The following is a 23,776-nucleotide window of genomic DNA, read 5'->3' as shown; positions in this document are numbered from 1 at the left end:
CCTACTTCGACGGAATCAGAACAACTACTCGATATCTATCGCCCCGCCAGGTGACGCCAACGTTGCGAGCGGTTCTCGTTTACAGGGCTTCCAGGTTTTGCCGGATCCGCTGCGCGGGTAAATTGGCGGGCCGGTTATGTTTGGCCGAAAGCTTGTGTCATGATGATCTGACCGCAGGTTAGTCGTCCTCTTCCTATATGAATAGATCTTCCGCGTTGCTCCTCGCTTTTGTCTTCCTCAGCGGCTGCCAGGCCTTGGCACCCGTTTCGCCGGACGGTACGTCGCCGGTTGAAGACAGCACCCCGGCCCCTGAAAAGCCCAAGGTCTACAGCTCATTCAGCGAGGAAACCATCTTCAGCCTGTTGAGCGCCGAACTGGCTGGCCAGCGCAATCGTTTCGACATTGCCCTGGACAACTATGTGACCCAGGCCATCAACACTCAGGATCCGGGTATCTCCGAGCGGGCATTCCGTATCGCCGAATATCTGGGCGCCGATCAGGCAGCCCTGGACACCGCGCTGATCTGGGCCAAAAACGCCCCCAACGACCTTGAAGCGCAACGCGCCGCCGCTGTGCAACTGGCACGCGCCGGGCGTTATGACGAATCCATGGTCTATATGGAGAAAGTCCTGCAAGGCAAGGGCGACACCCATTTCGACTTTCTTGCGCTGTCTGCGGCCGACACCGACCAGGACACCCGCAACGGCTTGATGAAAAGCTTCGACCGCTTGCTGCAACGCCATCCGAACAACGGCCAGCTGATTTTCGGCAAGGCCTTGCTGATGCAACAGGATGGCGATGCCAAAGGCGCGCTGAAGCTGCTGGAAGACAATCCACCCGACGACGGCGAAATCGCGCCGATCCTGCTGCGCGCACGCCTGCTGCAAAACCTGGCTCGCGGCGAAGAAGCCCTGCCGCTGCTGCAGAAAAGTATCAAGAAGTACCCGGACGACAAGCGCCTGCGCCTGACCTACGCACGCATGCTGGTTGAACAGGACCGCATGAACGACGCCAAGGCCGAGTTCTCGAGCCTGGTCCAGCAATACCCGGAAGACGACGAGCTGCGTTACTCCCTGGCGCTGGTCTGCCTGGAAGCCAAGGACTGGAATGAGGCCAAGGGTCATCTTGAAGACCTGATCGCTCGGGAAAGCCACGTCGACTCGGCGCACCTGAACCTCGGCCGCATCGCCGAAGAACAAAACGACCCGCAAGGTGCGTTGATCGAATACGCCAGGGTTGGCCCGGGCAGCGACTTCCTGCCGGCGCAATTGCGTCAGGCCGACATCCTGATCAATAACGGCAAGACCGCCGAAGCGCAACGCAAGTTGGCGGCAGAGCGCGACGAGCAGCCGGATTACGCCATCCAGTTGTACCTGATCGAAGTCGAAACCCTGTCCGCCAACAATCAGGCCGACAAGGCCTGGAATGTTCTGCAACAGGCCTTGCAGAAATACCCGGACGACTTGAACCTGCTCTACACCCGCGCCATGCAGGCGGAAAAACGCAATGACCTGGCGCAGATGGAAAAAGACCTGCGCACGATCATCAAGCGCGACCCGGACAATGCCATGGCGTTGAACGCCCTCGGCTACACCCTGTCTGACCGCACCACGCGCTACGCAGAAGCCAAGGCCCTGATCGAACAGGCGCACCAGATCAGCCCGGAAGACCCGGCGGTACTCGACAGCCTTGGCTGGGTGAATTACCGCATGGGCAATCTCGACGAAGCCGAGCGCCTGCTGCGCCAGGCCCTGGATCGCTTCCCCGATCAGGAAGTCGCCGCTCACCTGGGCGAAGTCCTGTGGGCCAACGGCAAACAGCGTGAAGCCAAACAAGTCTGGGGCAAGTTCCTCAAGGAACAACCCGACAGCCCGACCCTGCGCGGCACCATCAAACGCCTGACCGGATCAGAGACTCTTTAAGATTATGTTTTTGCGCCATTTCATCGTTTTCAGCTTTATCGCCCTGCTCGCCGGTTGCGCGGGTCTGGGTCCCCGCGAATCGGTCGAGGGGCACGGCAATCCTGCCCAATGGCGTGAGCACAAACAGCAACTGACAAGCCTCGATGGCTGGCAGATCGACGGCAAGATCGGCATCCGCGCCCCGAAAGACTCGGGCAGCGGCACGCTGTTCTGGTTGCAACGCCAGGATTACTACGACATTCGCCTCTCCGGCCCGCTGGGTCGTGGCGCGGCACGCCTGACCGGACGACCGGGCAAGGTTTCGCTGGAAGTCGCCAACCAGGGGCGTTACGACGCACCGAACCCTGAAGTGTTGCTCGAAGAGCAACTGGGCTGGAAGTTGCCGGTGTCCAACCTGGCCTGGTGGGTCCGCGGGCTTCCGGCTCCGGATAGCAAAAGTCACCTGACACTGGATGCCGACAGTCGCCTGGCCAACCTCGAACAGGATGGCTGGCAGGTCGAATACACCGACTACACCCAGCAAAACGGTTACTGGCTCCCCGAGCGAATCAAGCTGCATGGCACCGACCTTGACGTCACACTGGTGATCAAGGCCTGGCAACCACGCAAACTGGGGTCGTGACATGCCAGCCAATCGCCTGACTTTGCCATCTCCGGCCAAACTCAATCTGATGCTGCACATTCTCGGTCGCCGCGAAGACGGCTACCACGAGTTGCAGACGATGTTTCAGTTCCTCGATTACGGCGACGAAATCACCTATGCCCTGCGCGATGACGGTGTCATTCAACTGCACACCGAATTCGCAGGCGTGCCCCACGACAGCAACCTGATCGTCAAGGCGGCAAAAAAACTTCAGGAGCAATCCGCCTGCTCGCTGGGCGTCGATATCTGGATCGACAAGATCCTGCCCATGGGCGGCGGCATCGGTGGCGGTAGCTCAAACGCAGCAACGACATTGCTTGGACTCAATCATCTGTGGCAATTGGGCTGGGATGAAGATCGCCTGGCTGGCCTGGGGTTGACGCTGGGCGCCGACGTCCCGGTTTTCGTTCGTGGTCACGCGGCTTTCGCCGAGGGCGTGGGGGAGAAACTGACCCCTGTCGACCCTGAAGAACCGTGGTATCTCGTGCTGGTGCCGCAAGTCTCTGTAAGTACGGCAGAAATTTTTTCAGATCCGTTGTTGACACGTAACACTCCTCCCATTAAAGTGCGCCCCGTTCCCAAGGGAAACAGTCGAAATGACTGCTTGCCGGTGGTAACAAGGCGTTATCCAGAGGTACGTAACGCTTTGAATTTGTTAGGTAAATTTACCGAAGCAAAACTCACCGGAACTGGAAGTTGTGTGTTTGGGGGCTTCCCAAGCAAAGCTGAAGCTGATAAAGTCTCGGCCCTTCTGACAGAGACCCTTACAGGTTTTGTAGCAAAAGGAAGCAACGTTTCGATGTTGCATCGCAAGCTTCAAAGTCTGCTCTAAAGGAACCGATTACCGGGTAATCGTTGCAACAAATACAGGGGCGTCGCCAAGCGGTAAGGCAGCAGGTTTTGATCCTGCCATGCGTTGGTTCGAATCCAGCCGCCCCTGCCATTTTCCTATACTCATCCAGGTTACCCTCAGCCTTCAGGTACTGCGCGTGTCCAAGATGATGGTCTTTACGGGGAACGCTAACCCCGATCTGGCTCGGCGTGTCGTACGTCAGCTGCATATCCCTCTCGGTGACATTTCTGTCGGTAAGTTCTCCGACGGCGAAATTACAGCCGAGATCAATGAAAACGTCCGCGGTAAAGACGTCTTCATTATTCAGCCGACTTGCGCTCCGACCAACGATAACCTGATGGAACTGGTAGTGATGGCTGATGCCTTCCGCCGCTCCTCGGCTACTCGTATCACTGCTGTTATTCCTTACTTTGGTTATGCCCGTCAGGATCGCCGTCCGCGTTCCGCACGTGTGGCTATCAGCGCGAAAGTCGTGGCTGACATGCTTACCGTAGTCGGCATCGACCGTGTTCTCACGGTTGATCTGCATGCTGACCAAATCCAGGGTTTCTTCGATATTCCGGTAGATAACATCTACGGCTCCCCGGTTCTGGTGGATGACATCGAAGATCAGCGCTTCGAAAACCTGATGATCGTGTCCCCGGACATTGGTGGCGTCGTGCGTGCACGTGCCGTTGCCAAATCCCTGGGCGTGGATCTCGGGATCATCGACAAACGCCGTGAGAAAGCCAATCACTCTGAAGTGATGCATATCATCGGTGATGTCGAAGGGCGCACCTGTATTCTGGTCGATGACATGGTCGATACCGCCGGCACCCTGTGCCACGCGGCCAAGGCCTTGAAAGAGCATGGCGCTGCCAAGGTTTTCGCCTACTGCACGCACCCTGTGCTGTCGGGTCGGGCGATCGAAAACATTGAAAATTCCGTGCTGGACGAGCTGGTGGTGACCAACACCATTCCGCTGTCCGCTGCAGCACAAGCCTGTGCGCGTATCCGCCAACTGGATATCGCACCGGTAGTTGCCGAGGCGGTCCGCCGCATCAGCAATGAAGAATCGATCAGCGCGATGTTCCGTTAAGGGCCCTGCCCTTCTCGAAATGTCTCGTTGACGAAAAGCGCCCCGCCCCGGCATTCCTGTCGGGGCGGGGCTTTTTTGCCCATATCGCCTTTAGCGCTGGTCGCAAACGCTGGGGCGAGTGTGGTTATTTTGGAGATACAACATGAACGATTTTACTCTGAATGCTGAAGTGCGTTCCGACCTGGGGAAAGGTGCGAGCCGCCGCCTGCGTCGTCTCGCAAGCCTGGTTCCAGCTGTAGTTTACGGTGGCGACAAAGCCCCTGAATCCATCAGCATGCTGGCCAAAGAAGTTGCCAAACTGCTCGAAAACGAAGCGGCTTACAGCCACATCATCGAGCTGAACGTTGGTGGCACCAAGCAGAACGTCGTGATCAAAGCCCTGCAGCGTCACCCGGCCAAAGGCCACGTGATGCACGCTGACTTCGTACGCGTAGTCGCTGGCCAGAAACTGACCGCTATCGTTCCAGTGCACTTCATCAACGAAGAAGCACCGACCAAGAAAGGCGGCGAAATCTCGCACGTTGTTGCCGAGATCGAAGTTTCCTGCCTGCCGAAAGATCTGCCTGAGTTCATCGAAGTCGACCTGGCTGACGCTGAAATCGGTTCGATCATTCACCTGTCGGACCTCAAGGCTCCTAAAGGCGTTGAGTTCGTGGCCCTGGCACACGGCGATGACAAGGCTGTTGCCAACGTCCACGCTCCACGTGTTGCTCCAGAAGCTGCAGAAGGCGCTGCAGAGTAATTTTACTCTGTACGCCGGAGTGACCGGAAACATCGCGGACTAGAGCATAGCGAGAAAGCGGGCGAGAACGCGGAGTTTACATCATGGTAAATGAGCAATTTTCGTCCACTTTCGCCGCTCTCCCTGATTGCGGCGATGTTATCCACCACTCCAATGAAGGGCCCCTATCGTGACTGCCATCAAACTGATCGTTGGCCTGGGTAATCCAGGCGCTGAATACGAACAGACCCGGCATAACGCAGGGGCCCTTTTTGTTGAGCGCATCGCGAACGCACAAGGCGTAAACCTTGTGGCGGACCGCAAATATTTCGGCCTGACCGGGCGTTACTCGCATCAGGGTCAGGATGTTCGTCTGCTGATCCCCACCACGTACATGAACCGCAGCGGCCAGGCCGTGGCGGCACTCGCCGGTTTCTTCCGCATCAAGCCCGAAGAAATCCTCGTGGCGCACGACGAACTCGACCTGCCTCCGGGCGTTGCCAAGCTCAAAGTGGGCGGCGGCCACGGCGGTCACAACGGGTTGCGCGACATCATTGCGCAACTGGGTAATCAGAATACCTTTCATCGCTTGCGGCTTGGCATTGGCCACCCGGGCGTTGCCAGTATGGTTTCAAATTTCGTCCTGGGTCGTGCGCCACGCGCCGAACAGGAAAAACTCGATGCCAGCATCGACTTTGCCCTCGGCGTGCTGCCGGATATCCTCGCCGGGGAATGGAACCGCGCGATGAAAAACCTGCACAGCCAGAAGGCCTGACTCACTCCTCGGGGAAAACACCATGGGATTCAATTGCGGCATCGTCGGTCTGCCTAACGTCGGCAAGTCCACCCTGTTCAACGCCCTGACCAAATCCGGGATCGCGGCCGAGAACTTCCCCTTCTGCACCATCGAGCCGAACAGCGGTATCGTGCCGATGCCGGATCCGCGTCTGGAAGCCCTGGCGGCCATCGTCAATCCAAAGCGCATCCTGCCGACCACCATGGAATTCGTCGACATCGCGGGCCTGGTTGCCGGCGCATCGAAAGGCGAAGGCCTGGGCAACAAGTTTTTGGCCAACATCCGTGAAACCGATGCCATCGCCCACGTAGTCCGCTGCTTCGAAGACGAGAACGTGATTCACGTCTCCAACAGCGTCGACCCGAAACGCGACATCGAAATCATCGACCTGGAACTGATCTTCGCCGACCTCGACAGCTGCGAGAAGCAACTGCAGAAAGTCGCGCGCAACGCCAAGGGCGGTGACAAGGACGCAGTGGTCCAGAAAGGCCTGCTAGAGCAACTGATCGCTCACTTCACCGAAGGCAAGCCGGCGCGCAGCCTGATGAAGAACATGGGTACCGACGAGAAAGCGGTGATCAAGGGCTTCCACCTGCTGACCACCAAGCCGGTCATGTACATCGCCAACGTCGCTGAAGACGGTTTCGAGAACAACCCGCACCTGGACGTGGTCAGGGCCATCGCCGAAGAAGAAGGCGCCGTGGTTGTACCGGTGTGCAACAAGATCGAAGCGGAAATCGCCGAGCTCGATGACGGCGAAGAGAAAGACATGTTCCTCGAAGCCCTGGGCCTCGAAGAGCCTGGCCTGAACCGCGTGATCCGCGCCGGCTACGAAATGCTGCACCTGCAGACCTACTTCACCGCCGGTGTCGAAGAAGTCCGCGCCTGGACCGTCCGCGTCGGTGCCACCGCACCTCAAGCCGCTGGCGTGATCCACACCGACTTCGAGAAAGGCTTCATCCGCGCCGAAGTGATCGCCTACAACGACTTCATCCAGTACAAGGGCGAAGCCGGTACCAAGGAAGCCGGTAAATGGCGCCTGGAAGGCAAGGATTACATCGTTAAAGACGGCGACGTGATGCACTTCCGCTTCAACGTGTAACGGTGACCGTGGATTTACACGGAACCCGGTAGACTGAAAATCCCCGTAATCACTCGCTGATACGGGGATTTTTTGCGTCTTGGGATCACCCTCCTCCTCCATTTTGATCTGGGTTGTTGATGGGTACGCTACCGGGCAAGACGCCTGAAGCCGGTTTTAAAAACCGGGTACGACGGAAATTCGCAGATCAAGGCATGCTGACCGATACCGCCGTGATACACCTGCTGTCAGGTCGCTTTGGGTAAAGGGTGCGCTTTCTCAGGCGGTTTGATTGAGCCGATGTAAACCGCAAAGATAGTCAGCAGCGCACCACAAATCTGCAGCGTGGAGCTGGCCTTGCCGAGAAAGGTGACATCAATGAAATAGGTGATCACCGGCTCCAGTAACAGGATCAGTCCGGCCAACCCCAGGCTGATGGCTCCGATCGAACGGTTGACCAGCAACCAGCCGACAAACTGCACCAGTACCCCGTATATGATCAGCATCAGCAAGGTTTGCCCATCCACGATGGCCAAGCTTTCCCCAGATGCCAGCGCGTATGTCAGCAGAACCAGTGCCGCCCAAAGACTCAAACTGAGCATCTGTGCGATCTTGTCACCCCCGCCGTCAGGCAACTGGGTGTTGATCTTCAGGAAGTACACACAGATGGCATACGCCAGCCCCGAGAGCACCCCATACACCACGCCCTTGATCCCTACCGCACTGGTCATCTCGGGTAGCAACAGCAGATAGAGCCCAGCAAATGCCAAGGTAATGGACACCAGGAAGTAGATCGAAGGTTTTTCCTTCAACAGGTACAACCCCAGCAGGGTCATGAAGAACACCTGACAGTTGGTCAGGATCGACCCGATGCCCGGGCCGACGATATAGATGCTCTGGTGCCAGAGCACCAGATCAATAGCCAAAAACACCCCAGCCAACGCGGTGTACAGCTGCGCCTTGGCGCTTTTGAGCAGCACCGGTGTTTTGCGCACCTTGAGCAGCAGGAAGAACAGGATCGAGGCGAACACCATCCGATAGAACCCTGCGCCACCCGCGCCGATATGGGCGAAAGCGACGGCTAGAGCAGACAGACTGAGCATCAGCCCACCGATGGTCAATTCAATGATTGCCCGATTGTTATTAATCGACATGAGAAACCTCATTGATAAAGACCGGTATTAACTTTATGAACACTCACAACTCCCCCCGGGCAGCATCAGACTCGACAAAGCAGAAAAGCCCAAGAGGTCTTTTCTGCCACGAGCCAAAAAACAACCAATCTTTAATTGGCTTTAATAGTTAGCAGTAACACAACTCTTTAAACTTCTTGCGCGGCCAACTTCAACCATTGTTGTACCGGTGCATAACCCAGGATGTTTTCGACATAGCCCTGCAGTTGCGCAGGGATGGCAATACCATAACGACGGAAGCGGAACACTACCGGAACAAACATCGCATCAACAATGCCGAAGTCACCGCAGAGGAATTGTGTTGAACCACTCACCTCACGGAGCTGGTTCCAGATAGCGAATACCCGCACTATTTCCTCTCGGGTCTCGGCGGTTAGACTTTCCGGGATGTCACCGGTGTTCAGGCCAAACGACATCTGCGTGCGCAGGTGGGTGAAACCGGAGTGCATCTCTGCCGCAGCAGCTCGTGCCAGGGCCTTGACCCGTGAATCCTGGGGCCAAAGGTTGGCGGCAGGATTGGTGTCGGCAATGTATTCGCTGATGGCCAGGCTGTCGTTGATGACGACATCATCAAGCAGCAGCGCCGGTACTTTGCCGGAGGGCGAGTGCTCCAGAATGCGTTGGCGGGTGTCGCTTTGTTCCAGTTTGATCTGAAGGGTTTCAAATGCAACATCCGCTGCCACAAGAACCAGCCACGCACGAAATGACCATGAAGACTTATTAAAATCCCCAACTACCAATTTTGTAGACATCGCATCCCCTAGCTTGTGTTATGAAATAGGTGCTAAATTTAGCGACCTTTTTTCCATACGTATTGCACAAAACTGGACAATTCATGGATGAGAATCGCCGTAACAAAGCCCCTCAAAAAGCCAAGGACTTTGTTCAATTCTGGCGTATACCCGAAGGCGACTGTGAGTTTCTATCTGCGCGTTACAGTACTCAATCTTTTGGCCGACATTCACATGACCGGTACGCTATCGGCGTTATAAGTGGCGGAGTTGAAAAACTTTTTTATCGCGGCAGTTACTACATGGGGGTCGCTGGCAGTGTGGTCACCATTACTCCCGGGGAGATCCACGACGGCTTGCCAGGCCATGATGAGGGCTGGATGTATCGAATGCTCTATATCGACCCCGAATGGGTCAATCGGATGGTGTTTCAAGGGCGTTTTTCAGACGATCATATTCATCTTTTTCAAACAGCTCTGAGCCAGGCCCCCGACTTCGCCCGGACCTTTTTGCATCAACATCAAATCATTGAAAAATCCCCCGCCAGCCTTGAACGGGAAACTATCCTGCTGGATCTGGTGACGCAGCTCTTCGAGCGTAGCGGAGCGCCCATCGAACCAGTCAGTGCGGCTGAGCAACATGCTGTGCAAAAGATCAAAAGAAAGCTCGAAGACGAGTTCGACAAACATCTGTCTCTGGAAGAACTGGCGCAACTGGTGAACCTTGACCCTCTTTACCTGATCCGGGTATTCAAGAAAAGCGTTGGCGTCTCCCCCCACAGCTATCAAATCCAGAAAAGAATCGCCCAGGTCCAAAAACTGCTGCGCACTGGGTCCAGTCTCGCAGAAGCGTCATTCACTTGCGGCTTCTTCGATCAAAGCCACATGACCCGGGCCTTCAAAAAAGTAGTCGGCATCACACCCGGCAGTTTCCGCAACAGCAGTGCCTGAACCTTTACCCAGTGACTTCTGGTTCAACGTGTAAACACACCGTGTCTAGTCCTGAAATAATCTTCCGCCACGACTGTAACCCAATGTGGGAGCGGGCTTGCTCGCGAAGAGGGAGTGCCAGTCAACATACATTTAGCTGACATGCTGCATTCGCGAGCAAGCCCGCTCCCACAGGGATTTGTGTCGATTCAGGCCTTTTTGGTTCGCGGCAGGAAGATCGCCAGCACCCCGAACAACGGCAGGAACGAACACAGGTAGTACACGTATTCGATGCCGTGAATGTCCGCCAGGTGCCCAAGCAATGCCGCGCCGATCCCGCCGAAGCCGAACATCAGACCGAAGAACACCCCGGCGATCATCCCGACATTGCCCGGCACCAGTTCCTGGGCGTACACCACGATGGCCGAGAACGCCGAGGCGAGAATGAAGCCGATGACCACGCTGAGGATGCTGGTCCAGAACAGGTCGACATGCGGCAGCAACAAGGTGAACGGCGCAACGCCGAGAATCGAGAACCAGATCACCGCCTTACGCCCGATCCTGTCGCCGATCGGCCCGCCAAAGAATGTCCCTGCCGCGACTGCGCCGAGAAACAGGAACAGATGCAACTGCGAACTGGCCACCGACAGGTCGAACTTCTCGATCAGGTAGAACGTGAAGTAACTGGTGAGGCTGGACATGTAGAAGTACTTGGAGAACACCAGCAGCCCGAGCACCACCAGGGCACTGATCACCCGGCCCTTGGACAAGCCGTGGGTCGCGGCCTGACCTTGCTTGAGCTTGAACAGGTTCAAGTGGTTGGCGTACCAGCGGCTGATCCGGTAGAGCACGAACAGCGCAAACACCGCGAACAGGCCGAACCACGCCACGTGCCCCTGGCCGTAGGGAATGATGATCGCTGCCGCCAGCAACGGGCCGAACGCCGATCCCGCGTTGCCGCCGACCTGGAAGGTCGATTGCGCCAGCCCGAAGCGCCCGCCCGAAGCCAGGCGCGCCACGCGGGATGCTTCCGGGTGAAAAGTCGAAGAACCGATGCCGATCAAGCCCGCCGCCAGCAAAATCAACGGAAAGCTGCCAACCATCGACATCATCAGAATCCCGACCAAGGTGCAGACCGTACCGGCCGGCAGCAGCCACGGCTTGGGATGGCGGTCGGTGTAGTAACCGACCCACGGCTGCAGCAGCGAGGCCGTCAACTGGAACGTCAGGGTGATCAGGCCGACCTGGGTGAAGCTCAGGCCATAGTTGGCCTTGAGCATCGGGTAGATCGACGGCAGCACCGACTGGATCAGGTCGTTGATCAAGTGCGCCAGCGCCACCGCGCCGATGATGCGCATCACCAGGGGACTGCTTTGGGGCGTAGCGGACGCCGGCACTGAGCCGGTCTGGGCGTTGCTGATAGCCATGGGGTTTTCCGTAAAACAGGTGGGTGCAAACGGGCTGGTGCGTCAATGTGCCATTTTTCGGTGCGACAGCGCCATCCCCTTAGCCAGCTAACGAACTCGATTTCCATCGGGGAAAAGTGATAGCGCAAAGCCATGGTCTGAATCTTGCCTTGCTTATCCGCTTCAACGCGGCCCCCTTACAAAGGGGACCGAGAATGGGAAGTTTCACCACAGAGTCGGCCTACAGAGCAGACAAGGGTGAACTTTCGAGGCCTTTTTAGAGGGCACGAGTCGGGGGTGCAACAACCTTCGACGCACGCCAATGGTGCGTGGTGTCCAGAGGAGTCATGGGGCATGCAGGCTTTTTTATCACCGGGGATCGGACTGCTGGGGCGTTTCGGTTTTGCACGCAAATTCCAGCTGTTGTTTTTGCTGTTTATCCTGCCGCTGGCTGGCAGCCTGTGGATGATCGGCCAGGACTATCGCGACAAACTCAGCCTGATCTCCGGCGAACGTGCCGGGGTGCGGCAACTGCTGGCTCTTGATGCGCTGGATGACCTGCTCGCCGCCCAGCGTGATCGCGCCGCCCGGTGGCGCGCGACAGAAACCAATCGCCAGCCGACACCAGCCACTCTCGCTGCGATGGCCGCCTTCGATGCGGTTCAACCCGCCATCAGCCAGGCCACGTCCGAGCTGGGCAATGCCCTGCAAAAAGAAGGCGCCGAGGGCGAAAGCCTGACGCGTTACCAGGCCCTGCAAGCCGCTCTCGATGGCCTCGACTCAAAAAGCCTGAGCAGTGTCGGCTGGTGGCCGGATGGCTACGATCGCTTCACCAACGCCTTGAGTGCCCTGCAAGCCTTGCGCGAGCAAATCGCCATGGACAATCGCCTGACGCTGGCGCCGTGGCTGGAGACTTATTTGCTGACGCAGATTTCCACCCAACACGCGCCAGACCTGATCGAACGGGTCGGTCGCCTGGCCGCAGTGGGCCAGGCTTCGGTGGTGTCCGGGCAGTTCACCCTGCAAAGCCGCCTGCAACTGCGCGACTTGCGCAGCCGCATCGGCGATGCGCGAGAACAGCTTGTGAAAACCGCGGGCTTGCTCGAAGCGCGCTTGCCCAGCGCCCTGCAAACCTGGGCCGGGCAATACCATGACAGCCTCAAGCACCTGGACGCCGGCCTGAAGGTGCTGGATGACGGCGTGTTCGGTGGCAGCATCAACCTCAAGCCGGATGACTTCGAGCGCAGTCTCGATGCCCTGCTCTCCGACCTCGCCTCACTGCGCCAACAGTCGCTGGTATCGCTGGATCAACGCCTGGACTACTACCACGGCTCGGCGATCCGCCAGTTCATCGTGGTCGCCGCCGTGTTGGGTTGCCTGTTGCTGGCCGCGCTGTATCTGTTCATCTGTTTGCAGGCTTCGATTCGCCGTAGTGCCAGCGGCATCACGGTACTGGCCGAAGCCTTGCGCGACGGCAATCTGAGTGTGCAAGTGCCGGTTCAGGGGCGGGACGAACTGGCGCTGATCAGCATCGCGCTGAACGTCGCCGTGGTGCAACTGCGCACCAGCCTGCAAGGGGTGGATCACGAAACCCTGCAATTGAGCAACGCGGTGCAAACCCTCAACCATCACTCCAGTGACGCCTTGGGCGAAGTCGAAGCCCAGCAGTTGCAGATCAGCCAGATTGCCGCGGCAGCGACGCAATTGGCCGCCACCTCACAAGGGGTGGCCCACAGTTGCGAACAGGCGTCCGGCAGCGCCCAGCACACCCGGCGCATTGCCGCCGACAGCAGCCGTGACAGCCAGCGCACCACCGCGAGCATCCAGCAACTCAATCAACGCCTGAACGAGACAGCGGCGGCACTGGGCCGGGTCAGCGAGCAGGGACAGCAGATTCAACTGGTGGTCGACACCATTCGCGGCGTCGCCGAGCAGACCAACCTGCTGGCACTCAATGCCGCCATCGAGGCCGCCCGGGCCGGTGAGCAAGGGCGCGGCTTCGCGGTGGTGGCCGATGAAGTGCGCAGCCTGTCGCAGCGCACGCAATCGTCGACCGCGCAGATTGCCGGCACGGTCGACAGCCTCCGAAACACCGTGAATGAGGCCGTCGGCCTGATGGAAGCCGCGTGCAGTCAGGCAGAATCCGATGCACAAGCGGTCACCGGCCTCGGTGAACGACTCGGGGAAATCGCCAATGCGGTGCAGAGTGTCACCGATACCCTGGCGCAAATCGCCACGGCGGTGGAGGAACAGGCCAGTACCGCCGACGAGGTCAGCGGCAATATCCAGCAGGTCGATCAAGCGGCGCTGCGTCTGCTCGAAGGTGCCCGTGCGGTGAACCAGGCAGCGGACACCTTGAGCCACGGCAGCAAGGCCCTCAGCGACAACACCGGGCGCTTCCGTTTGAGTTGAGTCCGGCAGTGCTTCTCAGGTGTGGATGACCGCTTCCGGGAAGTCCTGCTCTAGCTCGGTCTTGAGCCAGTCGATAAACCACGCCACGTCCGCCGAGAGCTCGGCGGACGGCGTCAGCACCCGATAGCTTTCCAGCTTCACTTGCGCGTCCACCACCCGCACCAGCTTGCCGCTATTGAGTTCTTCGCGCACCAGCACTTCGTTGGCCAGCGCAATGCCCTGCCCACTCTCGGCCACCGATAATGCGTGGTCATTGTTGACGTAGAGCATGTCCGAATTGAGGTGGATGTCGAGGTCATTGGCGGCGAACCACAGGTTCCACCACTCGCCGTCATCGACGTGAATCAGGTTGTGTTGCACCAGGTCCGCGGGGCTGCCGATGGGCGCGACGCCGGCCAGATATTCGGGGGAACAGATCGGAAACACCCGAGGACAAATCAGGCTGGTGCGGGAGTGGGCATATTGGCCATCCACCCCGTAGACAATGCCCAGATCAGCGCTTTTGCCATCCACTTCGGTGAAGGTTGAATTGGGTTCGATGGCGAACTTCAAACCCGGTCGCAAATGACGCATGGCCTCGATGCGCGGCATCAGCCAGCGCTTGGCGAACCCCGGCACCACCATGATGCGCAGCCAGCGCTCGGCGTGTTTGGGCTGCGCCTCTTTTCCGGCCTCGATGATCAGTTGCAAGGCCGCGGCGATCTTGCGGTGGTACTTCTCCCCCGCCACTGTCAGGTTGACCCCGCGAGACGTACGTTCGAACAGCTGGATTCCCAGCCAGTCTTCCAGCAACTTCACATGGCGGCCGATGGCTGGTTGGGTCACGTGCAGGGCTTTGGAGGCTTCGACATAGCTGCCCAACCGGGCCGCGGCATCAAAGGCACGCACCGCGTTGAGCGGCGGCAAACGGTGGTCAGGCATGGTTTCCGGGCGCCTTTTGCTGTTAAATTTTTTAACAGCCCCTATGTTAAAATTGAAGTTTCGCCCCCGCAACCCCTCGCTGATAATCGATCCACAGCAGAACAAAAAAACAGCTGGTTACAACACCCGAACGCATCTCGATCCTGCCCAGAAAAATAATATCCATGGTCCGACGGCCCGGCTGTTTACAGCACTCGCGGACGATGGGGGAATCGGAGGTAACGCATGAATGCCCTGCATTCGCTGCAAACACTGGCGGTGTCCATCCGCTCAGTGCGTAAAGTCTACGGTGATCCACGCACCGGTCCGGTGGCACTGAAAAGCATCGACCTGGATATTCGCGACAACGAATTCTTCACCCTTCTCGGTCCTTCGGGCTGCGGCAAGACCACGCTCTTGCGGATGATCGCCGGGTTCGAGTTTCCCACCGAAGGCGAGATTCTGCTCTACGGCGAAAACATCGCCGACCGCCCGCCCTTCCAGCGCCCGGTCAACACCGTGTTCCAGCATTACGCGTTGTTCCCGCACATGACCATCGCCGAGAACCTGGCCTTCGGTCTTGAATCCCACCCGATGGGCAAAGTCCTGAACAAAACGCAAATGGCCGAACGGGTGCGCGAGATGCTCGCCCTGGTACAGATGGAACGCTTCGCCAACCGCAAGCCGGCGCAACTCTCCGGCGGCCAGCAACAGCGCGTCGCCCTCGCTCGCGCACTGGCGCCGCATCCCAAAGTCTTGCTGCTCGACGAACCGCTCTCGGCGCTGGACCTCAAGTTGCGCCAGGCCATGCGTGAAGAACTGAAAACCATCCAGGCGCGAACCGGGATCACCTTCATTTTTGTCACCCACGACCAAGAAGAAGCGCTGACCATGTCCGACCGCATCGCCGTATTGTCCGAAGGCGAAGTGCAACAGGTCGGTCGTCCGGAAGACATCTACGAACGCCCGCGCAATCGCTTTGTCGCGGACTTCATCGGCGAAACCAACTTCATCGAAGGTACGGTCACCCGCATCGAAGACGGCCTGGCCTGGTTCGCCGGCCCCGCCGGTCATCCGCTGCCTGCGCAGCCATGCAGCGATGTGCGAGTCGGTGCCAGCGTCGCATTGTCCGTGCGCCCCGAACGTTTGCATCTGGTGCCAGCCACCGCTGAAAACGCTTTGCCGTGCCGGATCGAAGCGCAGATCTACCTCGGCACCGACCTGCAATACCAGGTCAGCCTGAGCGACGGCTCGCGCCTCACCGTGCGCACGCCTAACTGCGTCGACCAAAGCAAGCGCTTCGCCGTCGGCAGCCAGGCCGGTCTGTTGTTCGACCGGGGTAGCGCCAGCGTCCTGCACGATTGAGCACGAGGAATTGCCATGCACGCTTTACCGATTGCCAACACGCTGGAACGTCGGCGGGCCTTCCAGAGTTTTCTCGGTGTCAGCCCGGCGCTGATCGCCATCGGCCTGTTTCTGATCGTGCCGATCCTGATCGTCATTGGTTACTCGCTGATGGAGGCCAACCCCTACGGCGGGGTGAACAAAGTGTTCAGCAGCGATGCCTACACCTCGCTGCTGTTCGAACGGCAACTGGACGACAGCCTGGCCTTCGCCGACTCCTATCTGATCATCGCCTTGCGCTCCATCGGCATCGCCGGGCTGACCACGCTCATCACCCTGTTGATCGGTTTTCCGGTGGCTGTGTGGCTGGCCATGCAACCGGCCCATCGCCGTGGCTTGCTGATTTTCCTGATCACCGTGCCGTTCTGGGCCAACCTGCTGATTCGCACCTACGCCTGGATTCTGCTGCTGCGTAACACCGGGGTGATCAATAACAGCCTGATGGGCCTCGGGGTCATCGACCAGCCATTGCAACTGCTCTACACCGACGGCGCGGTGCTGCTGGGGCTGGTCTACACCTACGCGCCCTTCGTCGTGCTGCCGATCTACGCCACCCTGGAAAAAATGGACATCCGCCTGCTCGAAGCCGCTCAGGACCTCTACGCCGGCCGTGTGCGCACCCTGCGCAAAGTGGTGTTGCCGATTGCCAAACCGGGAATTCTTGCCGGCGCCATCCTCACGTTCGTGCCTTGCCTGGGCGCGATGATCGCCCCGGAACTGCTCGGCGGCGGGACGCGAATGATGCTCGGCAACCTGATCTTCCGGCAGTTCAGCGATGCGCGTAACTGGCCATTCGGCGCAGCGCTGTCGCTGGTGTTGATGGCGGCGGTGATGTTGGTACTGACGGTCTATGCCCTGCGTGCCGAACGCCAGCGCATCGCCAAAGGAGGTGCGTGATGATCGGCCTGTTCAAACGCAATACGCTGGGTGTGCAGGACTTCCCGGGCTTCGGCGGCTTCAGCTTCCTGTTCTACCTGTACCTCTACGCGCCGATCGTGGTGCTGGTGGTGTTCTCGTTCAACGCCAACCAGTCGGCCACGGTGTGGACCGGGTTCAGCCTCGACTGGTATCGCGCGGCGTTCGCCAACCAGGCCCTGCGCCAGGCGGCCGGCAACAGCCTGTTGATCGCCGTCTGCGCCAGCATGGTCGCCACGGCCATCGCCACCCTCGCCGCCCTCGGCACTTCACGGGGTGCGAAGTTCAAGGGCCTGCAACTGTCCATGGGCGCAATCATGTTGCCCCTGGTGCTGCCGGAAATCGTGGTCGGCGTCGCCACCCTCGCGCTGTTCTCCACCATCGGTCTGTCCCTGGGCTACGGCAACCTGATCATTGCGCACACGGTGTTCTGTATTCCGTTTGCCTTTCTGCCGATACGGGCACGCCTGAACGACATGGACCTGTCCCTGGAACAAGCCTCGGCCGACCTGTATGCCGGCCCGTGGCGGACCTTTCGCAAGGTCACGTTGCCGCTGCTGATGCCGGGGATTTTCTCCGGGCTGATGCTGGCCTTCATCGTCTCGCTGGATAACTTCGTGATCTCGATGATGGTCTCCCAGGCCGGCACCACGACCTTGCCGATCTTCATCTTCGGCCTGTTGCGCATGGGCGTGACACCCGACGTCAACGCCGTCTCAACGCTGATCCTGGGCGTCTCGGTGCTGTTCGTGACCCTTTCCTATCTGCTGGGCAAAAAGAAATCCTGAACCTTCTACGTACTGTGGGGAAATAGCATGAGCAAGTGGATTAAAAGCATCGGCACTTCGTTGTTCCTGACTTTGCCGCTGACCATGGCCGGCAGCGTTCAGGCCGCGGAAAAACTCAACGTGGTGAGCTGGAGCGGTTACTTTTCGCCGGAAATTCTCGCCAAATTCCAGAAGCAGACCGGCATCGAAGTCACCGTCGACTCCTACGACTCCAATGAAACCCTGTTGGCCAAATTGAAACAGGGCGGTGCCGGTTACGACGTGGCGATCCCGTCGCACCAGTTCATTCCGATCCTGATCAAGGAAAAACTGCTGGAGCGTTTCGACCCGGTCAACGAGCCCTACTACGCCGGCGTCGTCGACAACCTGAAAAAACCCACCTGGGATCCGGAAGGCGCGTACTCCGTGCCGTTCATCTGGGGCACCACCAGCGTGGTGCTCGACACCGGGCGCTACAAAGGCCCTGCCGACAGCTACAAAGTGCTTTACGAGCCGCCTGCCGAGCTGCAAGGGCGGATCAACATGTTCGACTCGGTCAGCGACGTGGTGGACATGGCCAGCCTGTACCTGAACATTCCTTTGTGCAGCGAAGACCCGAAACAGATGCAGCAGATTTTGACCCTGCTCAAGGCGCAGAAACCGTTCGTCAAAACCTACAGTTCCAAGGCTGGCTCGATCCGCGAAAACCTCGCCTCGGGTGAAATCGACATGTCGACCTTCTGGGGCGGTTCGTCGATGCGCGCCCGGGAGATGAAGCCGGGCCTGAAGTACCTGTACCCGAAAGAAGGCGTGCTGGCCTGGGTCGACAACATGGTCATCCCGACCGGCAGCAAGAACCCGGCGAACGCCAAGGCCTTCATCGCGTTCCTCAGCCAGCCTGAAAACGCCGCAATGACCCAGAACTTCCTCAAACACCAGAGCCCGATCAAAGGTGTGGAACCGTTCCTCGACGCCGGACTGAAAGATGCTCCGGAACTGCACATTCCCGAAGGCACCCAGGTGGTGTTCAGCAAGACCTGCGGCGAAGGCGCGATCCGCCTGGCCGACCGTCTCTGGACCAACCTGATGCGTTGATCCCTGCCGCCCCGGCGCAATGACGGGGCGTTTTTCCAGCCGTCTGAAAGGCCGCTTGCAATGACTTCTAACAACATCAGCGAACTGGTCCTGTTGCAGGCCCATGAACTCGCCGAACGCATCCGCCTGCGCCAGGTTTCCTGCCGGGAAGTGATGCAGACTTATCTTGCCCATATCGAACGCTTCAACCCGCAGGTCAACGCGCTGGTGAGCCTGCAAGCGCCGGAAGACCTGCTGGCCCGGGCCGATCAGCGCGACACCGAACTGGCCCGTGGCGAGTATCGCGGCTGGATGCACGGTTTGCCCCACGCGATCAAGGACCTGTCCCTGACCCGCGGCATCCGCACCACCTTCGGCTCGCCGCTGTTCAAGGACTTCATTCCCGAGCGCGACGGCATCATGGTCGAACGGATCAAAGCCGCCGGCGCGATCATCATCGGCAAGAGCAACACGCCGGAATTCGGCCTCGGCTCGCAAAGCTATAACCCGTTGTTTGGCGCGACCGGCTGCGCCTATGACCCGAGCAAAACCGCTGGCGGCAGCAGCGGCGGCGCGGCGGCGGCGCTGGCCATGCACCTGGTGCCCGTGGCCGATGGCAGCGACATGATGGGCTCGCTGCGCAACCCGGCCGCCTTCAACAACATCTTCGGTTTTCGTCCGTCCCAGGGCCGCGTGCCGTTCGATGACAGTGCCGATCTGTTTATTGACCAACTCGGCTACGAAGGCCCCATGGCGCGCAGCGTGCGCGATGCGGCATTGCTGTTGTCGGTGCAGGCCGGAGCCGATGCACGGGCGCCGCTGTCGATCGCCGAGTCCGGCAGCGCATTTGCGGCGCCGCTGGATCGGGACTTCAAAGGCAGCCGTTTGGGCTGGCTCGGCGACTTCAACGGTTACCTGCCGATGGAAAAAGGCATCCTCTCGTTGTGCGAAAAGGCCTTTGGCGATTTCGAAAGCCTGGGTTGCCATATCGAGCCCGTACAGTCCGAATTCGCGCCAGAGAAGCTGTGGAGCAGTTGGCGGACATTGCGTCACTGGATGGTTGCCGGCTCGTTGGGCGCGACTTATGCCGACCCGCAAAAACGTGCACTGTTGAAACCGGAAGCCTGCTGGGAAGTGGAGAACGGCCTGAAACTCTCGGCCACCGATGTGTTTGCCGCCTCGGTGACGCGCAGCGACTGGTATCGGGCGATCTCCAGGCTATTCGAACAATACGACTACATGTTGTTGCCCAGCGCTCAGGTGTTTGCGTTCGATAAGACTCAACCGTGGCCCGCCGCCATCGAAGGCGTGACGATGGACACCTATCACCGCTGGATGGAGGTAGTGATTCCCGGCACCTTGTCCGGTTGCCCGGTGGCTAACGTGCAAGTGGGCTTCAACCAGAACGGTCTGCCCATGGGCCTGCAAATCATCGGCAGACACCAGGCCGACTTCGCTGTCCTGCAATTGGCGCACGCCTATGAACAGGCCAGTCGCTGGTTCCAGCGCTGCCCTTCACCGCTGCTCAGAGGAGGGATTTTGATAAACGGTTGAAAGCGCAGAGAAATATTTTAGATTTGTGCTTGACGCATCCCCGTTACCGGTGAATAATGCGCGCCACTTGGCTACATAGCTCAGTTGGTTAGAGCATAGCATTCATAATGCTGGGGTCCGGGGTTCAAGTCCCTGTGTAGCCACCAAGTACTAAAAACGGCTTACCGAAAGGTAGGCCGTTTTTTTATGCCTGTAGGAGCGAGCTTGCTCGCGATGGTCGTTAACGATAACGCGTGTTTACTGGTTAAACGCGGCGCTCTTGAGTCCATCGCGAGCAAGCTCGCTCCTACAATGTCGGCAATGCCGACAACGCCCGCTCCCAGATCTGCCACGTCCGTAACCAGACCATCGCCTGCCAATCACTGTCGGCCGGATAGAACTGCTCCAGCAGGTTCAGCTTGATCCCGTGCCCTACTGCATCACTCGGATTGCCGTGCAGATGCAGCCAGTGGTCATCACGCAAATGACGGTGAACGTCCGGCCCCGGATACGTCCCGCACTCGATGACGAAAGGCATCAAGCGCACCTGCGGCAGCGCATCGATCAACGCCTGCGAGGTGTAGCCGGTGGCCGTCGCCGCCACGCCGGTTTCGCTCACGGTATTGGCGCCGGTTTGCAGGCTGTAGAGCCACGGCCCGTAGATTGCCTGCGCATCTGGCAGTGCCGGATAAACGGACTCAGTGATGGTCAACAACATCGGATGACCGTATTCACCCGCGCCGGTGTGCAAGTCGAAACACATGGCAACTTCGGCATGGGCCACGTGCTGTTGCAGGATCCGGTGCAGCGTGCGGTTCGACCAGCTCGGTGCCAGCCCGCCGAAAAACAGACCGTCGGGATGAGCATGCTGACCGCCCTCGACGATCGACATCACCGCCGTCCAGCCGTGCTGGCGAATCTGCTCGTCGAGCATGGCATCGGCGCGATCTCGCGTGGGGCCGTGCAACTGCGCGCAGGTATAGATTTCGTGCAGGGCGTTGTAGGCCTGGTTGTCTGGCAGCGGTCGCTGGAAGTCCAGGTGATTGCGGTTCAGGTCGATGTTGTCTTCATTGACCCGGCGCAACCACGCCATGCCCCAGGGGTTGATGGCATGGATCATGACCACGGCGACATCCGTTGGCAGGGAACGCTTGCCCAACTCCTGCAGCCATTTGATCTGGCAGCCCGAGCCATAGAAGCCTTCAACCCCGTGAGTGCCGCTCAGCGCAATCAACAGGCGCTTGGCGCCCGGATCACCGAGCACCGCCACATCGGTACTCAGCGATTCGCCGAACGGACCTTTGAGCGGGTGTGGATATTCCGTCAGCGTTGCGCCTGCCGTGGTCGCGGCGGCCAGGAACTGTTCACGCTGGGTGCGATAGCCGGGTTGCGCTGGAAACTCGGTTTGCATGTCTGCCTCTTGTTGATTTTCTGGCCTGTCTGTTGGCAACGACCCTACAGAAAATCCAGCCATTGATGAAGGACAAAAACGTCGGTGCAGTGGGACCTGGTTTGCGTCCCTCCCGGTCGGCCGATAAAGTCCATTGATCGTAGATCCAATGGACGGAGTACCCCACGTGTTCTCAAACTTCCCTTTACGCCGCTTTCACTTGCCAGCCCTGGTTCTGCTCGCCAGCGCCTTGACCCTGACCGCGTGCAACAACGCTTCGGTGCCGACGCTACCGCTCGCTCCGGAAAGCGCTTCGGGCTTTCGCACCGACCTGAAAACTCAACATGCCGAGAAATACATGGCTGCGGCGGCCAACCCGCTGGCGGCCGAAGCCGGGCGGGAAATGCTGCGCCGGGGCGGCTCGGCCATCGATGCCGCGATTGCGATGCAAGCGGTGTTGACGCTGGTCGAGCCACAGTCTTCGGGCATCGGTGGCGGCGCATTGATCGTACTTTGGGATGGCAAAGCCGTGCGCACTTACGACGGCCGTGAAACCGCCCCGGCCGGCGCCACCGAGAAACTTTTCCTGCAAGCCAACGGACAACCGATGGGGTTCACCCAGGCGCAAATCGGTGGTCGCTCGGTGGGTACCCCCGGCGTGCTGCGCGCCCTCGAACTGGCCCATCAAAAACACGGACGCCTGCCCTGGGCGCAGCTATTTGAACCGGCCATCCGGCTCGCCGAGCAAGGCTTCGCCATTTCGCCACGCCTGCACCAGTTGATCGCTGCGGATTCGTCCATGTCACGCTCGCCGGAAATGATGGCTTACTTCCGAAATGCCGATGGCAGCCCTAAAGCCGTCGGCACCAACCTGAAGAACCCGGCACTGGCCGCAGTGTTCAAACGCATCGCCCATGAAGGCCCGGATGCCTTGTACAAAGGCCCTATTGCCCAGGAAATCGCGGCCAGGGTTCAGGGCCACGCCAACCCCGGCAGCTTGTCCGTGAACGACCTCGCCAACTATCAGGCCAAGGAGCGCGCACCACTGTGTACCGACTACAAGCGCTGGCAGGTCTGCGGCATGCCACCGCCGTCGTCGGGCGGAATCGCCGTGGCGCAAATCCTCGGCACGCTGCAGGCCCTGGAGACTCGCGATAATCGCCTGGCGCTGGCACCGCTGAAACCGCTCAAGACCACAGCCCCGGCCGGCATAGAACCCGACCCGCAAGCCGTGCACCTGATCTCCGAAGCCGAACGCCTGGCCTACGCCGACCGCGCTCAGTACGTCGCCGATACCGACTTCGTCCCCGTGCCGGTCAAGGGTCTGGTCGAGCCGGCTTACCTGGCCAGCCGCGCCGCCCTGATCGGCGAACGCAGCATGGGCACGGCCAAACCCGGAACCCCGCCGGGCATTCAGGTGGCCTACGCGCCGGACCGTTCGCCGCTGCGGATTTCCACCTCGCAAGTGGTGGCCGTCGATGACGCAGGCGGCGCCGTGTCGATGACCACCACCATCGAGTCGGCGTTCGGCTCCCACATCATGGTTCAGGGTTTCCTGCTCAACAATGAGATGACCGACTTCTCGTTCATCCCCGAGGAAAACGGGCAGAAAGTCGCCAACCGCGTCGAACCCGGCAAACGCCCGCGCTCATCCATGGCCCCGACCCTGATCTTCGACCGCCAGAGCGGCGAATTCCTCGCCACCGTCGGCTCCCCCGGCGGCTCGCAAATCATCGAATACGTGGCCAAATCCACCATCGGCCTGCTCGACTGGAACCTCGATGCGCAAGCCGCCATCAACCTGCCCAACTTCGGCAGCCGCAATGGCCCGACCGAACTGGAACAGGGACAATTCAGCCCGACGCTGATTCAGGCGCTGAAAGACAAAGGGCACAACGTGAGCGAGATCGACATGACCAGCGGAACCCAGGCGATCGTTCGCGTGAAGGACGCCCAGGGGAAAGCGTCACTCACGGGAGGTGCCGACCCGCGGCGTGAGGGGCAAGCGCTGGGGGATTGAGTCGCACG

20 protein-coding genes and 2 tRNA genes are annotated in these 23,776 nt (G+C 59.4%); 17 read left to right on the top strand and 5 right to left on the bottom strand.

All coding sequences use genetic code 11. The annotated features are described in order from the left end of the window. Nucleotides 1-197: 197 nt before the first annotated feature. From PMI28_RS26580 to ychF, 8 genes are all read left to right on the top strand, one after another. Nucleotides 198-1,922: a tetratricopeptide repeat protein gene (locus PMI28_RS26580; RefSeq protein ID WP_007981849.1), complete on the top strand. Its 1,725-nt coding sequence runs from the start codon at nt 198-200 to the stop codon at nt 1,920-1,922. Between the two features lie 4 nt (nt 1,923-1,926). Next, the gene (gene lolB, locus PMI28_RS26585; RefSeq protein WP_007981847.1) at nt 1,927-2,544 is read left to right on the top strand and encodes a lipoprotein insertase outer membrane protein LolB; all 618 of its coding nucleotides are present in this window, start codon (nt 1,927-1,929) and stop codon (nt 2,542-2,544) included. A gap of 1 nt (nt 2,545) precedes the next feature. Next, nucleotides 2,546-3,397, top strand: a complete 852-nt coding sequence (ispE, locus tag PMI28_RS26590) for a 4-(cytidine 5'-diphospho)-2-C-methyl-D-erythritol kinase (protein WP_007981844.1) — start codon at nt 2,546-2,548, stop codon at nt 3,395-3,397. A gap of 36 nt (nt 3,398-3,433) precedes the next feature. Next, a tRNA-Gln gene (locus tag PMI28_RS26595) sits at nt 3,434-3,508 on the top strand. Between the two features lie 46 nt (nt 3,509-3,554). After that, the gene (locus tag PMI28_RS26600) at nt 3,555-4,496 is read left to right on the top strand and encodes a ribose-phosphate pyrophosphokinase (protein WP_003171603.1); all 942 of its coding nucleotides are present in this window, start codon (nt 3,555-3,557) and stop codon (nt 4,494-4,496) included. A gap of 142 nt (nt 4,497-4,638) precedes the next feature. Continuing rightward, nucleotides 4,639-5,238 (top strand): 50S ribosomal protein L25/general stress protein Ctc, encoded by a 600-nt coding sequence (locus PMI28_RS26605; RefSeq protein ID WP_007981839.1) that lies wholly within the window; start codon nt 4,639-4,641, stop codon nt 5,236-5,238. Nucleotides 5,239-5,407: 169 nt separating this feature from the next. Further along, the gene (gene pth, locus PMI28_RS26610) at nt 5,408-5,992 is read left to right on the top strand and encodes an aminoacyl-tRNA hydrolase (RefSeq protein WP_007973893.1); all 585 of its coding nucleotides are present in this window, start codon (nt 5,408-5,410) and stop codon (nt 5,990-5,992) included. Between the two features lie 22 nt (nt 5,993-6,014). Then, nucleotides 6,015-7,115, top strand: coding sequence for a redox-regulated ATPase YchF (gene ychF, locus PMI28_RS26615; RefSeq protein WP_007981836.1), 1,101 nt, complete (start codon nt 6,015-6,017; stop codon nt 7,113-7,115). 227 nt (nt 7,116-7,342) lie between these two features. Here the strand turns inward: ychF and PMI28_RS26620 are convergent, their stop codons facing one another. Together PMI28_RS26620 and PMI28_RS26625 are read right to left on the bottom strand one after the other, a co-directional pair. Next, a complete protein-coding gene (locus PMI28_RS26620) occupies nt 7,343-8,248 on the bottom strand; it encodes a DMT family transporter (RefSeq protein ID WP_007981834.1) in 906 nt (301 codons plus the stop codon). Between the two features lie 167 nt (nt 8,249-8,415). Next, on the bottom strand, nt 8,416-9,039 hold the full coding sequence (locus tag PMI28_RS26625; protein ID WP_007981832.1) for a glutathione S-transferase family protein: 624 nt from the start codon (nt 9,037-9,039) through the stop codon (nt 8,416-8,418). An 83-nt stretch (nt 9,040-9,122) separates the two neighbouring features. On the opposite strand from PMI28_RS26625, the gene PMI28_RS26630 reads away from it, so the two are divergent. Beyond that, complete coding sequence (locus PMI28_RS26630) at nt 9,123-9,968, top strand: helix-turn-helix domain-containing protein (RefSeq protein ID WP_007981830.1); 846 nt, start codon at nt 9,123-9,125, stop codon at nt 9,966-9,968. 188 nt (nt 9,969-10,156) lie between these two features. Here PMI28_RS26630 and PMI28_RS26635 read toward each other — a convergent pair whose 3' ends face one another. Next, nucleotides 10,157-11,374 carry an MFS transporter gene (locus tag PMI28_RS26635; protein ID WP_007981827.1) on the bottom strand — a complete coding sequence of 406 codons (1,218 nt, stop codon included), beginning with the start codon at nt 11,372-11,374 and terminating at the stop codon, nt 10,157-10,159. A gap of 333 nt (nt 11,375-11,707) precedes the next feature. Between PMI28_RS26635 and PMI28_RS26640 the strand changes: the two genes are divergently transcribed. Continuing rightward, entirely contained in the window at nt 11,708-13,765 is a 2,058-nt protein-coding gene (locus PMI28_RS26640; RefSeq protein WP_007981825.1) for a methyl-accepting chemotaxis protein, read from the top strand. Nucleotides 13,766-13,780: 15 nt separating this feature from the next. Here the strand turns inward: PMI28_RS26640 and PMI28_RS26645 are convergent, their stop codons facing one another. Then, entirely contained in the window at nt 13,781-14,686 is a 906-nt protein-coding gene (locus PMI28_RS26645) for a LysR substrate-binding domain-containing protein (RefSeq protein ID WP_007981823.1), read from the bottom strand. 225 nt (nt 14,687-14,911) lie between these two features. Between PMI28_RS26645 and PMI28_RS26650 the strand changes: the two genes are divergently transcribed. The 6 genes from PMI28_RS26650 to PMI28_RS26675 all read left to right on the top strand — a co-directional run bounded on the left by PMI28_RS26650 (nt 14,912) and on the right by PMI28_RS26675 (nt 20,525). Continuing rightward, a complete protein-coding gene (locus tag PMI28_RS26650; RefSeq protein ID WP_007981821.1) occupies nt 14,912-16,030 on the top strand; it encodes an ABC transporter ATP-binding protein in 1,119 nt (372 codons plus the stop codon). 15 nt (nt 16,031-16,045) lie between these two features. Next, entirely contained in the window at nt 16,046-16,966 is a 921-nt protein-coding gene (locus PMI28_RS26655) for an ABC transporter permease (protein ID WP_007981819.1), read from the top strand. Then, nucleotides 16,966-17,772 carry an ABC transporter permease gene (locus PMI28_RS26660; protein WP_007981818.1) on the top strand — a complete coding sequence of 269 codons (807 nt, stop codon included), beginning with the start codon at nt 16,966-16,968 and terminating at the stop codon, nt 17,770-17,772. The genes PMI28_RS26655 and PMI28_RS26660 overlap by 1 nt, the downstream gene beginning before the upstream one ends. Before the next feature lie 27 nt (nt 17,773-17,799). Next, nucleotides 17,800-18,846: an ABC transporter substrate-binding protein gene (locus tag PMI28_RS26665; protein ID WP_007981817.1), complete on the top strand. Its 1,047-nt coding sequence runs from the start codon at nt 17,800-17,802 to the stop codon at nt 18,844-18,846. A 60-nt stretch (nt 18,847-18,906) separates the two neighbouring features. Beyond that, entirely contained in the window at nt 18,907-20,379 is a 1,473-nt protein-coding gene (locus tag PMI28_RS26670) for an amidase (protein ID WP_007981816.1), read from the top strand. A 69-nt stretch (nt 20,380-20,448) separates the two neighbouring features. Further along, nucleotides 20,449-20,525 (top strand) — tRNA-Met (locus PMI28_RS26675). Nucleotides 20,526-20,665: 140 nt separating this feature from the next. On the opposite strand, the gene PMI28_RS26680 is transcribed toward PMI28_RS26675, so the two are convergent. Next, complete coding sequence (locus PMI28_RS26680) at nt 20,666-21,769, bottom strand: DUF2817 domain-containing protein (protein WP_007981815.1); 1,104 nt, start codon at nt 21,767-21,769, stop codon at nt 20,666-20,668. A 166-nt stretch (nt 21,770-21,935) separates the two neighbouring features. Between PMI28_RS26680 and ggt the strand changes: the two genes are divergently transcribed. Beyond that, nucleotides 21,936-23,768 (top strand): gamma-glutamyltransferase, encoded by a 1,833-nt coding sequence (gene ggt, locus PMI28_RS26685; protein WP_007981814.1) that lies wholly within the window; start codon nt 21,936-21,938, stop codon nt 23,766-23,768. Nucleotides 23,769-23,776: the final 8 nt, after the last annotated feature.

The sequence above is a fragment of the Pseudomonas sp. GM48 genome (genome assembly GCF_000282335.1).
Taxonomy (GTDB): domain Bacteria; phylum Pseudomonadota; class Gammaproteobacteria; order Pseudomonadales; family Pseudomonadaceae; genus Aquipseudomonas.
This window is presented reverse-complemented; position numbering and strand designations above follow the sequence as displayed.

Coding starts and splice junctions, on each gene's coding strand:
- PMI28_RS26630 (WP_007981830.1), top strand. CDS start 9,123: ATGGATGAGAATCGCCGTAACAAAGCCCCTCAAAAAGCCAAGGACTTT.
- PMI28_RS26655 (WP_007981819.1), top strand. CDS start 16,046: ATGCACGCTTTACCGATTGCCAACACGCTGGAACGTCGGCGGGCCTTC.
- ispE (WP_007981844.1), top strand. CDS start 2,546: ATGCCAGCCAATCGCCTGACTTTGCCATCTCCGGCCAAACTCAATCTG.
- PMI28_RS26620 (WP_007981834.1), bottom strand. CDS start 8,248: ATGTCGATTAATAACAATCGGGCAATCATTGAATTGACCATCGGTGGG.
- PMI28_RS26665 (WP_007981817.1), top strand. CDS start 17,800: ATGAGCAAGTGGATTAAAAGCATCGGCACTTCGTTGTTCCTGACTTTG.
- PMI28_RS26670 (WP_007981816.1), top strand. CDS start 18,907: ATGACTTCTAACAACATCAGCGAACTGGTCCTGTTGCAGGCCCATGAA.
- PMI28_RS26635 (WP_007981827.1), bottom strand. CDS start 11,374: ATGGCTATCAGCAACGCCCAGACCGGCTCAGTGCCGGCGTCCGCTACG.
- ychF (WP_007981836.1), top strand. CDS start 6,015: ATGGGATTCAATTGCGGCATCGTCGGTCTGCCTAACGTCGGCAAGTCC.
- PMI28_RS26640 (WP_007981825.1), top strand. CDS start 11,708: ATGCAGGCTTTTTTATCACCGGGGATCGGACTGCTGGGGCGTTTCGGT.
- lolB (WP_007981847.1), top strand. CDS start 1,927: ATGTTTTTGCGCCATTTCATCGTTTTCAGCTTTATCGCCCTGCTCGCC.
- PMI28_RS26650 (WP_007981821.1), top strand. CDS start 14,912: ATGAATGCCCTGCATTCGCTGCAAACACTGGCGGTGTCCATCCGCTCA.
- PMI28_RS26680 (WP_007981815.1), bottom strand. CDS start 21,769: ATGCAAACCGAGTTTCCAGCGCAACCCGGCTATCGCACCCAGCGTGAA.
- PMI28_RS26645 (WP_007981823.1), bottom strand. CDS start 14,686: ATGCCTGACCACCGTTTGCCGCCGCTCAACGCGGTGCGTGCCTTTGAT.
- PMI28_RS26605 (WP_007981839.1), top strand. CDS start 4,639: ATGAACGATTTTACTCTGAATGCTGAAGTGCGTTCCGACCTGGGGAAA.
- PMI28_RS26660 (WP_007981818.1), top strand. CDS start 16,966: ATGATCGGCCTGTTCAAACGCAATACGCTGGGTGTGCAGGACTTCCCG.
- PMI28_RS26625 (WP_007981832.1), bottom strand. CDS start 9,039: ATGTCTACAAAATTGGTAGTTGGGGATTTTAATAAGTCTTCATGGTCA.
- PMI28_RS26580 (WP_007981849.1), top strand. CDS start 198: ATGAATAGATCTTCCGCGTTGCTCCTCGCTTTTGTCTTCCTCAGCGGC.